Origin of the sequence: Xylanibacter muris, assembly GCF_013166605.1 — a bacterium.
GTDB lineage: Bacteria > Bacteroidota > Bacteroidia > Bacteroidales > Bacteroidaceae > Prevotella > Prevotella muris.
This window is the reverse complement of record NZ_JABKKF010000003.1, coordinates 212405-227841: the sequence shown is the minus strand read 5'-3', so window position 1 is coordinate 227841 and position 15437 is coordinate 212405. Positions and strand designations below refer to the sequence as shown.

At 49.1% G+C, this 15437-nt stretch carries 10 protein-coding genes; 1 reads left to right on the top strand and 9 read right to left on the bottom strand.

What is annotated here, in order from left to right:
• The first annotated feature begins 12 nt into the window (after positions 1-12).
• Positions 13-1485 (top strand): serine/threonine-protein kinase, encoded by a 1473-nt coding sequence (locus tag HPS56_RS04995; RefSeq protein WP_172274830.1) that lies wholly within the window; start codon positions 13-15, stop codon positions 1483-1485.
• Positions 1486-1686: 201 nt separating this feature from the next.
• On the opposite strand, the gene HPS56_RS04990 is transcribed toward HPS56_RS04995, so the two are convergent.
• From HPS56_RS04990 to HPS56_RS04950, 9 genes are all read right to left on the bottom strand, one after another.
• Positions 1687-2325, bottom strand: a complete 639-nt coding sequence (locus HPS56_RS04990; RefSeq protein WP_172275131.1) for a thymidylate synthase — start codon at positions 2323-2325, stop codon at positions 1687-1689.
• A 25-nt stretch (positions 2326-2350) separates the two neighbouring features.
• Positions 2351-3184 (bottom strand): DNA adenine methylase, encoded by an 834-nt coding sequence (locus tag HPS56_RS04985; protein ID WP_172274827.1) that lies wholly within the window; start codon positions 3182-3184, stop codon positions 2351-2353.
• A 67-nt stretch (positions 3185-3251) separates the two neighbouring features.
• Positions 3252-3494: a hypothetical protein gene (locus HPS56_RS04980; protein ID WP_172274824.1), complete on the bottom strand. Its 243-nt coding sequence runs from the start codon at positions 3492-3494 to the stop codon at positions 3252-3254.
• A 183-nt stretch (positions 3495-3677) separates the two neighbouring features.
• Positions 3678-4163, bottom strand: coding sequence for a DUF4376 domain-containing protein (locus tag HPS56_RS04975; RefSeq protein ID WP_172274820.1), 486 nt, complete (start codon positions 4161-4163; stop codon positions 3678-3680).
• Positions 4160-5464 (bottom strand): DUF8468 domain-containing protein, encoded by a 1305-nt coding sequence (locus HPS56_RS04970; RefSeq protein ID WP_172274817.1) that lies wholly within the window; start codon positions 5462-5464, stop codon positions 4160-4162. The genes HPS56_RS04975 and HPS56_RS04970 overlap by 4 nt, the downstream gene beginning before the upstream one ends.
• A gap of 579 nt (positions 5465-6043) precedes the next feature.
• Positions 6044-13279 carry a LamG-like jellyroll fold domain-containing protein gene (locus HPS56_RS04965; RefSeq protein ID WP_253952383.1) on the bottom strand — a complete coding sequence of 2412 codons (7236 nt, stop codon included), beginning with the start codon at positions 13277-13279 and terminating at the stop codon, positions 6044-6046.
• A gap of 8 nt (positions 13280-13287) precedes the next feature.
• The gene (locus HPS56_RS04960) at positions 13288-14082 is read right to left on the bottom strand and encodes a hypothetical protein (RefSeq protein ID WP_172274814.1); all 795 of its coding nucleotides are present in this window, start codon (positions 14080-14082) and stop codon (positions 13288-13290) included.
• Positions 14075-14599, bottom strand: coding sequence for a hypothetical protein (locus tag HPS56_RS04955; RefSeq protein ID WP_172274811.1), 525 nt, complete (start codon positions 14597-14599; stop codon positions 14075-14077). The genes HPS56_RS04960 and HPS56_RS04955 overlap by 8 nt, the downstream gene beginning before the upstream one ends.
• Entirely contained in the window at positions 14583-15437 is an 855-nt protein-coding gene (locus HPS56_RS04950; RefSeq protein ID WP_172274808.1) for a hypothetical protein, read from the bottom strand. The genes HPS56_RS04955 and HPS56_RS04950 overlap by 17 nt, the downstream gene beginning before the upstream one ends.

The following is a 15437-nucleotide window of genomic DNA, read 5'->3' as shown; positions in this document are numbered from 1 at the left end:
TGTATTGAACAGATGTCCGAAATAGAAACATTTTCACAACAAGATAAAATCTTTGACGGTCATTATCAGTTATTACGTCCTTTAAGTACGGAAGGCGGTACTGCCGATGTATGGCTCGCAATAGATACAAACACCATTGACTCCATGGGAGATACGGAAAACAATCCGGATAACGCCTCTGGAATGCTTGTGGCAATAAAGGTTTATCGCCCGAAGAACGCCTTGGACATTGACGGTGAGCAACGGTTTAGAGATGAATTTAAAATCGTTTATGAATGCCGTCATGAAAATCTGCTTCAACCAACCAATTTCTCTATCTTCGACGGAATACCTTATTTGGTTCTACCCTACTGTAAATACGGCTCCTCAGAGCAACTGATTGGGAAAACACTGTCGGCAGACGATATATGGAAATTCATTCTTGACGTGTCATCAGGACTTAACAGACTGCATACCAATAATCCGACCATAATTCATCAAGACATCAAACCGGCCAACATATTGATTGACAATTCTAAAGATTATGCCATCACAGATTTTGGAATAAGTTCCAGAAGCGGAGGCGACCATGGCTATTACTATGATGAAGAAAACAGCGGCACCATGGCTTATATGGCTCCGGAGAGATTTCAAGAGAATACGGAACCTATGCCGCAAAGCGATATTTGGGCGTTTGGGGCCACATTATATGAAATACTGACCGGTAAAGTTCCATTTGGAGAAGAGGGCGGAAAATTCCAAACAGGATCCCCCATTCAGATCACTCCCGTAAGTCATATCCCCTCTGATATACAACACCTTATTTCCGACTGTCTCTCCTTAGAACCGGGAAACAGACCTTCGGCAAAGGACATTAAAGAGTCTGCAACAGCAAGACAATATCCTCTCAGATCAAAGAACAGGTATCTCCGGACATTCGGACTAATTGGAATTGGAATAGCAATAACTGTTATATGCATCATATTTCTTTTCTCTCCGTCCAAACCCAAAGAGACCTGTGAAATCCCAATAGAACAGTTATATCAAATAGCAGTGACAGATATAAGCAGTGACAATACCGCCACAGTCAAGCATGGCATTACTTTGATGGACAGTCTGAGTAATCTCAGATATATACCGGCCATCTATCAGATGGCATACACTTATGGATGGTACATTGAAGACGAATCCTTAAAAAGAAAAAGCATATTAGGTATAGAGGTCTTTGATGAAGAAAAAAAAGGCCTGCCGAAAACAGACAGGTACAGCAATGAGGCCCTGGCTTTGTTTTCTAAGATACTGGAACTGAATGATTCAAAATACCCTGATATAAACGCTAAAGCGGCATACCGGCTTGCCTGCTATTATGTGAATCCTAATCCGATAATAAAGCCTAATATGGCTAAAGGCAGAATGTATTTGGAACAATCAAGGAAATGGGCTGAACTGTATAACGATTCAGTGCTTCTCAAGAACATTAATCAGTCATTACAGACATTTAAGTAAAATCAATAATAAAATGAAAAAATTCATACTGATTATGATGTGCCTATGGGCAATAATTGATGCAAATAATCACGGCAAAACGAAAAGCGAGCGATTTCAAAAACGAAAAGCGATTTTCCACTCCAAAAACGAAATGTGATTTGAAAAACATTTTAAGGCACAAAAAAGGCATTTGACGATAAATCAAATGCCTTTTTTATATCATACATTCAAATCGAATTTTACATTCTCATCACCATTCAACAACCTTTCCGTCCTCTTGATGTTATTTTCATAGACATGGACATTTCCAAGGTTTAAAGTTATTGATTTCAATGGCAAATCAATTTGTCGGGACATTAAATACAAATGATATATATCTGAGGGTAATCCCAAATTGGCATCACTGCTTCGCTGATATGCAGAGACAACCAGTTCACCGTCATCTATCTGGAACTGTACAAGGCTCAGGCAGGGAGCCTGGTTCGTTTCAGCATTGGTCTCACCGAGAAAAAGCACATAATTCTTACTGTTCCGTTTTTCCCGGTTTATCTTTGAAATCAAGGGAGGCAATTTTTCAAAATATGTAGGATAACTGTTTACCAAAACAGCTCCGCAATAGTCCCACCAGTTTATCCCTGCATCACGGTAGCGTTCCACATTCCTCTCCCCTTGCATAAACAGTCGCAATTCGGACTTCAGTTTCTTACGGGCTATCCCGTGGTTCTCGAATATGTCAAGCAAATCTGCCGGGAACAGGGTCAAGCGTTCATTCAGGAGATATTTTATATTGCCCTTCTTATTGGACTGTGTCTTGCCTTCACGCAATATCCTGTCGAGTATTATATGGTATTTATTCATCATTCAAACGGCTTTCAAATACTACTTAAACGGCCTTCTTGTACAGCATCATATCCGTGTATGATGAATTATAGTTCATGTGTGCATTGAACATAACTTTCGTACACCGCTCAAAAGGATTGCCGACAAGTTTGTTCTTGCCTATCCAGTCACACAGTTCTAATATGGAAGACTTGTTGGAAGTAAAATAGATAAATGAATGTCCGGCAAGGACTGTCAAGACATCAAGGTAATCCGATAATTTCCAGCACATGTTATAAGTACCAACATCCGTACTTAAATATGGAGGGTCAACAAAGAACACAATACCCGATACGTCCTTATATCTATCAAACACTTTCTTATAATCTTCTGACACGATGGTCAATCCGTCCAGATAATCTTCTGACAGCTGATAGTCAGTTGTCCTGATTTTATTGTACAGCGTTTCCTTCTGCATATCCTCAACACTCAGTTTGTATTTCATGGAAAACATAATGGACGACGAAATGGTGATAAAATCTACATATCCATAACGCTGCTCATATTTCCGTATACACGCGAACACTTTATCCCTCGCCTCTCCTGTAATAGGTTTATTGCGTGGAACACCTGACACTATCTGCCGGAGTTCTGCCAACAAGGCATTTGTCTGTGGCACGGATTCCAGTCTCTTACGGTAATTGTCATAGTCATTATAAACTACGGTTGAATTCGGCTTTTGGCACTTGGAGATATGTGACAACAGACCGGAACCTCCGAACAAGTCAACGAATGTGGTACCGTCAGGATATTGTTCCAATACTTTGATAAACTCTTTTGCGAACATACGCTTTTGCCCTACAAAGGGCAGCGGTGCTGATAAATATTGCTTTCTCATTTCTGTTTTTATTTTCTCATGGCAAAGTTCCTAAATTTCAAACAGAGCAAAGAAGGGACACGATAAATCACACTGCAACAGGTTTGCAGTCGCTCTGGAAACGCTTTATCAAGCCATACACCTTACGTTCACTCACCTCATACTTATCAGCAAGCAGAGCCACTATGTAAGACACCTTCTCTCCCCTATCCAGCATGTCTTTATATTCGCCGTACAGGTCTATGTATCTTGTATCATCAAGCCTTATTCCGGCTGTCTGCAACCGTTTTAGCAGTTCCCTGTTAAATTTCAGTATCTCAATTATCTTCATCCCAATTATTTTTTGTACTTTTGCAACATCTCACTTACATACGAACACAAAAAGCGAACCCGCGACGAGGGTCTATGCCCCCGGTCGTGCGGGTTCGCTTGCAGTTCGTTAATATGTAGGTGAGATGACTATTAACAGGCCGGGGGCTTTTTCTATCCCTCCCCCCCCGAACGGGATTGTCTGCTATTCGCTGCTATATAACTTCAAATCGAACGTATCTTTCTTTTTCCAGCCATCAGCCAGCATTGCCTGTATATGCTTCATGGCTTTCGTGTAGAAGTCCGTCAACTCTTCCAGCGTTTCAAACGTGTGATAGTGCGGTTCCGTGTCGGTCCCGAACTTGAATGTCACCGGCAACGTCTTTCCGTCCGTCTGCACGGCGAGGTCGTAAGCCGACTTGTAGTTAAACTGGTTTTCACTTGACAGCCATACCGGGACGTTCCCATAACTGAAACCCGAGAGAATAGCCTTATCTGTCCGGTCGTTGTACCATGCCATAATCATGGAGCGTATCTCCTCATCGGCAGGCTTATGACTGAATTCTTCTTCCATGTAAGAGGCATTTCCGTTCTCGTGCTCCTGTACATCCCAACGGACACGCCACTTGTTCTTTACGGGGTTCGTGCATTCCAGCAGCCTTGCCCCTGTACTTCCTTCCACTCTTCTCATGTAAATATGTATTTTACCTTACCCTTGTCATAGGGTTCTGATTTTATTGTCGTTTCAAAAGGAAAACCATCCGGAATATCCTTTATCTGCTGAAGGATATTCTTCATCTCCTTGCTGTCTGTAATAAATTTCTGTTTCTCGCCGTTCACGATGACTGCGATGACACAACGCTCCGAACCATATTGTGTCTTGGCCGTAAAGGTGCAGTCATAAACGGTAATGGGAACATTCACCAAATCACGTACGCTTACCCTCGGACCGGGAAAGTAGACTTCTCCATCTTCCGGTCGGTAAACCACGTTCAAATCCTTAAAACTTTTCATTTCTTTGCCTGTTAATGTATTAAACAACTTATTGCAGTTGGCGTGCTTGGCCATCCCGTAAAAGGACGCTACAAGCTCACGCCGCCTTTTTCTTGATTTCACCTCGTGCATCTTCCTGGCAAATTTCTGTTTGATGCGCTTGCGCAGCCTGATGTTGTCCGGTCCATAAGTGACATACCCAAGGAAATCGATACCTTCATCCACCGGAAAGACACGTTCATTAGGCTTGACCTGAAGCCCCATCTTTGAGACCTGTTCATGGACGGCGTCACGGACAAGCCATAGTTCCGCCTTGGTTGCGGCGAGTATCACACCGTCATCGCAATAGCGGTAAAAATGACGCACGCCGTACTTGTCTTTCAGATAGTGGTCCAGGAATACGGACAGGAGGAGATTGCCAAGACCCTGGGACGACCGCAGACCGATACTCAGCCCTTGCGGCATCATGCGGGTGAAGCCGTCAAGCATGGCGATAAGTTTCTTATCCTTGAACACCCTCCGCACACAGTACATCACAAAATCCTGTTCCACGCTTTCGTAGAACTTTGATATATCGAACTTGTAACAGTACCGGGTGCCCTCCGGGTCTTCCTTCATGTCACGGTTGATGTACGCCAGCAGGTCATGCATTCCGCGTCCTTTGATGCTTGCAGAGGTCGTACGGATAAACCGTGACTTCAGGTGGCTGTCAACAACGGTCATAACAGCATGCACGGCGATGCGGTCTTTCATGGTAAGAACCTGGATGCGGCGCACCTTCCCGCCTTCCTTGATGACACGCTCACGGTAGTCTTTCACCGTATACTCTCCTGCGGTTATACGTGCCGTCAGTTCATGAATGACCTCTTCTCTGTGCGCAAGGAGGTAACGCCCCTGGCGGCTTTTCTTACGTCGGGTTCCACGGAGAACCCGGTCGAACGATTCCGCCATGTTGGAATACTCGACCACTTCCTCTACGATATGACCTTCCCTGCGCATAAGCATCATTTATTTTCTCATTATACATTGAAGGCTTGCGCCTTCCTTCTTACGGGTCTGACTTTTTCGAATCTTGCGACCTACCAAACTCTACCCGACACGTGGTTTTTCAGCTTTCCACCAATAAGGTGCTTTTGCTGGGGCTTGCCTCCCTCGGCACCGCTTCGGGGACACGTCCCCGGTACTGTACGCCGATTGTTTGATTTCCAGACGCGAGCCGACATTCGTATTCGCATTCGAGGCATCGTTATTCGCATTCGCATACGACACACCGCCATTCGCATTCGCATTGTTGTACCCGCGATAGACCACACGGCCTATTGGGAGACGCCGCCTTTCAACACGCAAATTTACTCACTTTCGGCCGATTCAAACATCAACGGTCGGATTATCAGTCAAAAATTACAGAAAAAAGACGATGCCAATGTCATTATCCAATCATTCCAATCCCGGCAAACGTTCTTTCATTATTACATTTTTTTACAAACCGACAACACTGAAATATTCTCGACCGGTTTACGCCGGGACTTTCATTGTTACACAAAAGGCACTGTTTTTCGCTTCGATCACGCTTTGCGCTTACGCAGCCTCGATTATCGCCTTGAACGCTTCGACGCTCCGCGCTTTGACGATTTTGCCGCGGAAGGCCAGACGCGAGCCGACATCCGTATGCGCAAACGAGGCATCGTAACTCGCAAACGCATACGACACACCGCCATACGCATACGCATAGTAGTACCCGCGATAGACCACACGGCCTATGGCTGTGCTTATCAAGTATTTGTCGCAGTGGTGGGTACTCGAAGAGCCGGCCACGCTGCCCACGGGGACCACATCCATGTATTTGCCTTGGGCAACGGCGGTGATGTACTGGTCGCTCGCGGTCTTCCCCTTCACCCAGCGGATGCTGTCATCCGGCATCCAGATACGCCACTTGCCCTGGTTGCCATTGGTATTGGGAAGGTCCACACCGTCCATCATGTCATATTTGTTACCGTAGATGTCCTCATAACCCAGACAACAGGTATTGTTCACCTGGATTACGGTATCGGCACCATAATCATCCTTCGACCTGTACCAGGCATACTGGTGAATAACACCGTCGATAAGGCTGTTGGTTACTGTCGGCTTGATGGCATGGGCTGCATCGTAACCTATCGTATCCGTCATGCCGTAAGGCGCACTGCCGCCTGTCTTGCGGTTGTTCGTATGCTGTCCGGCACCGCATTGGGACTGGCTGTCCCGGCGACCATAGAAGGCATAGAACAAATTGGCGATACGGAAGTGCATCAAAGCATCTATCTGCTGCATGCCACGCTGAACGCTGTAATAGTGGAAGTCGTTCCAAGACATATTCGAGGCCGTGGAACCGCCGGTGATGCAGGAACGCAGCTTGCTGCCTACAATACTGCTCCCAACGACACCGCACAGGTGCTCGTCGTTGGCGACCCATTCGGGTTCCATATCTTCTATCCTGTCGCTGTTGCTCAGAACGACCTTGTCAAACTCCGCCGTATTGAGAATACTGAAGTACAAATGTGTCGCGCCATCAGGAACATCCTTAATCAGGTACATACCGGCTTCAAAACGGCAGTTCAAAGTCTCAACGACAACAGACTCCAGAAGGTTGCCCTCTGTGTCTGTAAAGACAGAACCTGTCATATTGGTGCCAGGAACACTTGGAAAACGGACACGGCGGTAACCGGAAACGTCTACACGGCACACGGAATAGTTCGCATCCGTGCTGTAGGAGGACAGCAAGGTGTCCTTGCCGGTCATGATTTTACGACCGCCCAGGTAGCCGCCGTCCGTACCTTTAATGTCATCCAATGTCTGTATCGTGGCTGCGGGGCAGGCATGCATCCTGTCCTTGCCGTTACTGCTGTAGCAGCTGTAATGCTTTCTTTTAAGGTAGTCGTTGATACCCTTGCTCCAGAAGAACGGCTCGAACATCAGCCAGTCGCCTTCAGTGCCATCCAGTCTGGCAGCACTGCCGTCAGCATACTTGTTGCTGTCCGTATCATCCAGCGGAAAGTAGGTCATCTCGCCGTCAAGGTTGTTCACCGTCGTATCGACATTGGCCATGTTGACATTGCGGGTCGTCGCCTTTTTGGTAACCTTGGCCAACACGCGATGGCGTTGTCTTGAGATACAGGATATATGGCCATTGGGAACATAGGTATTGCCATATTTATATCCGGTCTTGTTGTCGAGGTTGCTCACGTTGGCATCATCCGACACGTCATCGTCGAACTCTATCATCGTGTATTCGGGAAGTGTAATATTCAGTTCCGGGAAGTGGGACTTCAACGCCTCATATTTTCCATCTTCGATATAACGGGTGAGGCGTACCGTACCGACCAGCCTGCAAGTGTCGGTGGCGTTACCCTCGGCATCTACACCGCCCATGCCTGCAAACCTGCCTAGCCATGTACCGTCATCATCACGGTCGATGCCGGTCACTCGCAAACGCTCGATACCGGTGCAACGGGACAGCAGGGTCTCCCATTCCAGGCCGGGACAGCCGTCCACAATAAGGGTTTTAACCTTGTCGTAACTTTCCAGAATCAGACCGCTTGTAGTCAGCTTGCCCAGGTATTCCAGTTTCAGCACGGTAAGCGTGCCGGGGAGAGACACTTTCGTCAGGGGAGCGCCTTTGCAGAAAGTCACGCTCTGCACCTGCGTGCCGCGAGCGTCAAGTTCCTCCAGTCTGGTCTGGTTCGTGAAGTCAAGTTCGGTGCTGGTATTGCCACCGGTCTTTGCCTGCGACTGGTTGCGGAGGTTGATTTTACGCAGCTGTCGGCAGCTGCCGATGTTGAGCCACCAACCCGTGCTGCCGGAACCGGACGATTGCAGGTTCAGTTCACGAAGCACCTTGCACTTGCCAAGGTCGAAGCCGTTCTTCAGACGGTCGGACGCACCTGTCATGTCCAGAACACGCATACGGCTTGCACCGTAAATGCGCAACGGGTCGTTAACAGTGTATGCGCCGTCGATGTCGAGAGTGGCAATGTCGCCTCCCTGTACGATACCCGTGTTTCCGATATTAGGGCTGTTGTTTGTTCCGTAGCCGAAGGCGTACACCTCGTTGGCTGTTATCCTAACCGTGTCTGCAGGGGCGCTTGCCGTGCGCGCCATGTACAGGTCGATGTTGTCACTCGTGAATGTGTTAGTGCCGTACTTCGCGTCCAGCAGGGCGAAGCGGTTGCGGATAAAGTATTCGCGGTGTGCCTCGTTGCTGCCCTGAAGGGCATAGATAAACGGCCATATCTTGCCATACGTCTCCTGCATGTTGGGACGGATATACTTCAGGTAACCGCTCTTATTGTACACACGGTCGCACCAGTTGCCCATCTGCTCGCCATTGAGCATGGAGAGCACACGTTCCACGGTCATCACTTGACGATAAGCATTGGCGCACTCCTTCATCTCCTCCCAAAGGTTGGCAAGGCAAAGGTTCCACAACCAGCTTTCCCGCCCCTCGAAGGCGTATTTACCGGCCTCCGCATCCCATGTGTCACGGTCTATGGTATAGTCATAGACAAGGAAACAGTCGTTGCGCTTGCCTGACTGCGTATCGCCATCATAATATTCTGTATATAATATCTTACCATCCCATGACCTCAGCAGTATGTTCTTCGCACGCTGGTCCACGCTGGCGAAATAGTCTGTGTGAATATAATAAGTAAGCAGATGCTTCACATCGAAATATTGGTTCACCTCTTTCTTGAACTTTTCACTTTTGAAAGTAGAGAGGTCATCGGCGTTAGCGTTTACCGGAACACATTCACGAATCCAGCCGAACCACCGTTTTAACGCCGCACGTTTAGCTTCGTCCAAGCCCGCCCACTTCACATCGTCTGGGAAGTTAGTCTCTAAACCGGCATCAAAGCACTCCTCAAGGTCAGCATCGCTCGAACTTTGGAACAGGCACACCTTCTCACCGTTGTTCAGCGTCTCTAAGGTCAGTGGACATTCGGGGGTGAAACCCTCCAAGCCCTCCATACCGAACAGCCTGCCGCTATCGGCCTTCTCGTTGTTGAAGTTATACTGTCCGAAGTAGGTATTCTCACCGTCCACGGTCTCTGCACTGAACACATCGATAGGGAAACCGTCTATGGACTGCCGGATATTGACAGCACGGATGTCACCGTCCGCTTTTTCCAGCTGGAAACGTTGGGGAGGGGTCAACAAACCGAGTTCTTTCATAACGTCATTAAAGAGCTTTGCAACACCCGTATTCAACGTCATGGACGAATCGGAATAATCACTCTTCATACAGAACAGATTCATCGGGATTGCACCGGGGCGCATCATGTACCTGTTGCCGCCCAACGGGTCTGACAGACCGCCCATCTCGAAACTCAGGTTCTCACCGCCCTTGCTAAAATAGATGCGGATATTCTTGCTCGGATATTTCGTCGAGGAAGTGCCCTGTATGCGGATATAGCAGTCGAGCAGCACAAAGTCATACTCCTTGCCGAAAGGAGAGTAGAAATACACATCGGCAAGAAAGTCCGTCTTTTTGTTGTTCGTCTCATTGACCTCGTCCAATCCTCCCTTGCGAACAATGCGCATCACGCCCTTTCCTTGTGCACGCAGCTTGTCGATATCGATGTCGCCTGCCGCTCCCAGCACGTCGTTCTCGGTGTACAGGCGCATCATGTCATCCGTGCTGTCGGTATCCACCATGCGGTTCTCCAGTTCCTCGTCATCGGTCAGCGCACGATTGTAGATGCGGATGTTCTTCAGCTCCACATCCACCTGTGCACTGTCAATGGTGATGCCCGCAGGGGTGTCCTGCCGGAAGTAATAGCTGTTGTCGTAGATGTCCGCTCCGGCGCGGTTGCCGTTCACGTACAGTTCCATCAGCCGGCCGTCACCGCGCCTGCCGATGACAAACGCGACCTTATACCATTTGTCAGGAGCAAACTTGGTGCCGATCTTGATTTCACGGGTCACGTCCTCGCCGTCCTCATTGGTGTATTTCAACAGCGTGCCAGTCTTGATGCTTGCTTCTTCCGAAGTGATGCTGAGACCCTTGCCGTTATCCATGCAGGTAATGGCTTCCGAATGGCGGTCGAGAACGTTGCTCATGCGGAACTCCAGTTCAATAGTGGCTCCCGTAACTCCGGCATCGTCCTTGAACGGCCGGTAGCCGATGGTGGCTTTAGCCCCGTTCGTCAGCTTCAGGGTATTGTCCATCCACCCGTTGCTCTGCCAGTCAAAACCCTCAAAAGTGGTTTTTATACCGTCATACTCCCACTTCGCAGGGTCGCTCTCATCATTGCTGCGTCCCTCAGGAGATAGCTTTAACGCCAAGCCATAGGTGGCCTCGCTGATATCGATGCCGCTGTCAACTACGTCGATGTAGAAGTTATAGGCTGTGTCGCCAACCTGCATCCGCATATCCTGTCGCCCCTGCACGGTGAAGCGGTTGGTATAAGCCACCGCCTTACGGGGGACGCTTACCGTCTGAACCAACTCACCGTTGCGCAAGACAATCATGCTTGCCGGAGTGGTCTGAGGGTCGTAGGCTGTGAAACGGAACTGGCAGTTTTCGTATTGACCTGTCTCGATTGTCGGAGTGAGATGGTCGTCTTCATGAAAGATGCGACCGTCCTTGTGGATTATCATCAGACCCACGTAGGGTTTGTTTCCTCCGGATTTGAGAATGTCGAAGTAAAGGCTTTCGCTCCTCAATTCCAGACCGTCACCCGCCTCCATCTCCGCAACCATCTGCACGGTGTGTCTGCCTGTAGCCAGGCCGGACATGGAAAGGGAGAAACTACCGTTGGTCGTGCCGCTGCGGGTCACGGTATGCGCGTTATGCTGTTTGCCGTCCACATAGAGGGTGACCACCTTCGTACCGGTGCCGTTCACCGTGTAGGGGATGTCCGCAGTTTCATTTACATCATAACCTCCGTTCTGCATAGCGGCGGCAATGTTGTAGCTGCTCGACAGACTTAACGTCACACTTCTCACGCTCACATAAGCCTGTTTCTTCTGTGTCTTGCCGCTGGTAGGGTCTGTGGTTTCTGCCGTCACATAAATGTCACTGTTACCCACCAGAAGATATTTCGTCAGTTCTATCGTATATGTGCCCCTGCTCACTTCCTGTGTGGTCTCCGAGTAGGTCGTGGTGGCACCACGACGCACCTGTACCGTCACCTTTGCCTTCTGTCCGGTGCTCTCCCCCTTCTCGTCACCGGAGATATACTGGTGGTCATAGAAGTAGGTCAGCCTGACAGGGGCTCCCTCCTTTATGGTCGTTTTGTCCACGCTCGCGTTCAGCACAATCTTTGCACCGCTCTCTTCACCACCGCCACCTCCGGCCGGGATGGTGAACTCCGTGATGACTGCCGTCTTGCTCTTCAGGGCAATGGTCACGGTGTTGTCATCGTTCTCGGTCACCTCGTTGTCAAACAGAGTGCCGGCTTCCAGTTCTGCAATCTTCGTGGCTACCGCGCGGTTTTCCACCGGATTGGTGCTTTCCGCATTCAGGCTCTCGTCCACCTCTATCCGGTCTGTCACAAGTGCGACATTACCATCAGCATCCGGATTTACCGTCTTTCCGTTTAACGTGACTGACTTTATTTTTCCACCTCCATACTCCTCCCAGCTTGCAGGTATAAGGAATTTCCTGATGTCGTTGGATATGAACCGGTAGTCCTCCCATTCACCTTCTGATTTTTCAAATGTGAGTATCATGCCAGGCTTCTCCTCGTCCTTGATGTCTGCGTTTGCAAGGGCAGCAATGGCCGTTTCCTTGGTGTAGTAACCGCTCGCGGGTGGCTGCTGACCGGTGACATTGTAGAACCCGCTGCCGGAACCGCAGCCGCTGAGTTCAGCAAGTTCTTCCTTGTCTTCGTCCCAGGCATATACAGTGCCGCCGAGGATATACAGCTTGTCTTTCAGCAGGGTACCGGAAGAATCGTTATACAGACCGCTTTCTTTCCACCCGGTAAACCAGCCGGCATCATTTACAACGAAACCTCTACGGGAAACACAATACCGGACATCAGAGGAAGGATAGCTTTCGTCGGTGCTGCCGTTGAAATCCGGGTCATCGCCAAGGTCGGGGATTATACCGCCGAAACGGGCTGTCGCGCCGGACAATGACAATCCGGACTTATGGTCTACGGCATCAAATGCCATGGTACGGGTCTCTGCCTCCCGGACTATGGCTTTTGCAAGATTACCGTCTGCCTCCTCGCGCACTTTGGATTCACCGGTTATGTTCCTCTGAAGTCCAGTACAGGCAGCCTCGCGTTCCGTACGTTCCTTCTCTATATTCTTCTCCAGTATCTTGTCGGCATTGTTACGGCCGACCTCTTCTATGTCTATATTGCCCTGAAGAGTTTCCGCAGTATCGTCAACATGTTTTGACAGGTCACCTATTTTCCGGGTCAACGTGTCATCAGCGGTCTTGCGTGTCTCAGCCTCTTCCTCGATTTTTGCTTTCAGCTCGTAGATACTGCCCATGTTGCCCATCAGACGCCAGCCGGGCTTCTGCCACGCATAGATATTGCCGTTTTCCGGTGATGCCGTATTGTCGGGGTCGTACACGCTCACGAGCTGCCCGTAACGCAGCGCCTTGCCGTTCGTGCCCACCGGATCCGTGTCCGCCTCCATGGCGCCCTTTGTCCTGTACACCTTGCGTATGCCAAGACCGTCGGCACTCTGCTCCATATCGGCTATATAGGCCAACGTGTCGGCATGAAGTCCCCCGACTTCCTCCGGGCTTATACTTCCAGTCTGCGTCTTTTTACGCAACGCATCGGCACGTTTCTGAAGATTGTATATCGTTTCCATAAGAATTGCTATTTCGGTATTTCAAAAATAATGTTCACCGGCACGGCTGCCGCACAATCCGCATCATCGAAAGGCAGCTGAACATCCAGATGTACAGTCCCCTCGAACCCGTAGACATGACAGCCGCGAACTCCGTTCTCGGTCTGTACCGATGCTTTTGTAGAGGAATGGAAATACTGGAGAAATGTCTGGTCCGTATAAAAAAGGATGAGGTCTCCGGAAATATTACTGTAATTGGTACTTTTTATTTTTATCTGGACACGGTAACAGTCATCCATGTCCTTATATCTAACCGTTCCTTTGTAGTCGTTAAAAAACTCTACGCTGATATCCTTCCATACACTCACCTTATAATTTATAAGTTCTTGAATATAATCGGCAATATCCCTCAACTCTGTGAGTTTGAAATGCTCTGCCGCACCCGTAGGGTCACCGCTGATGTATCCCTCACGGCACACGGAACAGGCACGCTGCTGGCCGTCATCAAATATACGCTTGTCGGTATCCGTATTACGGATGCACAGCCACAGGTCGTCTTTTAAATCGACATCGTGGACAACGGTTTCTCCCCATGAGACGAAGTCACCGTTGACAAACGCGCTCCCACCGGTAACCTTTATCACGAACTCACCGGCATCATCCTCCGTATAAGTGTAAAACGGCCTCTCCAGAAACATTGTGCTCCGCCCGCGGCCTATCGCTGACAAAACCTGTTCTGCCGCTGCCCGGCTGTTGTCCTGCAACAGCCGGAGGTCATCCAGATATACCGGCTGGCCGCCTTCATTGAATTTCATTCTATTCATAGTCGTACAATTCTATGCCGAACGTCCGCCCGGCTGGTTTATAGATGTTCAGGATATTCTTTATTATGCGATAGTGACGCCAGCCGTATTTGTCGGCCTGCTTGCTCTCCGTAGAGGTACAGAGGAAGGTCGGAACCCTTACCGTGAAGTTCACGAGCTGGCGGGTTTCACCATTGAACAGCACCATGTATCCGGTACCTTCCTGTAAAGTATGGAATATACGGGACTGTTCCTCTTTCTTCAGATAGAAAGCCGGGCGACGCTCCTCGACGGGTGTCACTATGTGTATCTGTCCTTCAGTCAGACAAAAAGCGTCGTTTAAGGCTTTCTCTAAATATTGCACATTGCCTGTTATTGACAGTTTGTCATCCGTTCCCTCTTTCATCGTCAGGAACAACTCATGGATATGCCGCAGGGGCACTGTGAGGACACGCAGGAAAGCCACCAGCAAACGGCTGCGCAGAAGCGGCGGAAGCATCTGCACCACTAATTTTACAAAATCAATCCCGTACCACATAACTCAATGTATTTGGCAAACCGTCAGCGACATAGCTTCCGCTCATGCCGGAATAATTATTCCCCGTCACCTCCATCCAGTCCTCTCCGTCTGAATTTCTGTAATAGCACAGGCCAAGTTCCACGTCCTCCACACCCTCCACACACTGGATGGCATCAACAAGACGGGTCTTGTTGAATGTACCGCCATAGACAATGTTTTTCAGATGCTCAGCAATGGCCTCCTCGACGGGCTTGCTGCCGTCACGCAGCAGACGACCGTGCTCGTCGAAGACAAGAGGGTCGGCAGTTATAGTCGCATATATCATCAGACGGTCACTCTCACGGCTGCTTATATTCAGTATCACGCCTGCCACTTTCACCCTGTTCATATACTCACGGAATACTGTCAGCACGTCATCGGGAAGAGCCGAAGGACGGCCGCCGGTATCACCGCTCACCAGTATCTGCACGTTCGTGCCCATATCCCGCACAGCAGCATACTTTACTACCTGTCTGCTCTCGTCTTTCACCGCATATTCGTACTGTAAGGTATTCTCGTTCAGCACAAGCGAATCACCCCACTGAAAGGCAAGTGCCATCTTATGATACCACGGAACACTCGCGACAACGGCTTTCGATATTGTGTCATCGACATCAGCCTTGTGCTGGTCAAACATCATCTCCAGCACATGATAACAGGCGGCCAATATGAAAAACAGAATATTCTCAAGGCTCACGCTCGAGAAACTGCCGTTAAAAGTGTCACGCCCGCTCAGCCCGTACTTCTCCCGGATGGTCTCGTCGGCCATGAAAGCATCCGTCATGGTTTTCTTGATTTCCGCTACACTCCTTGCCAT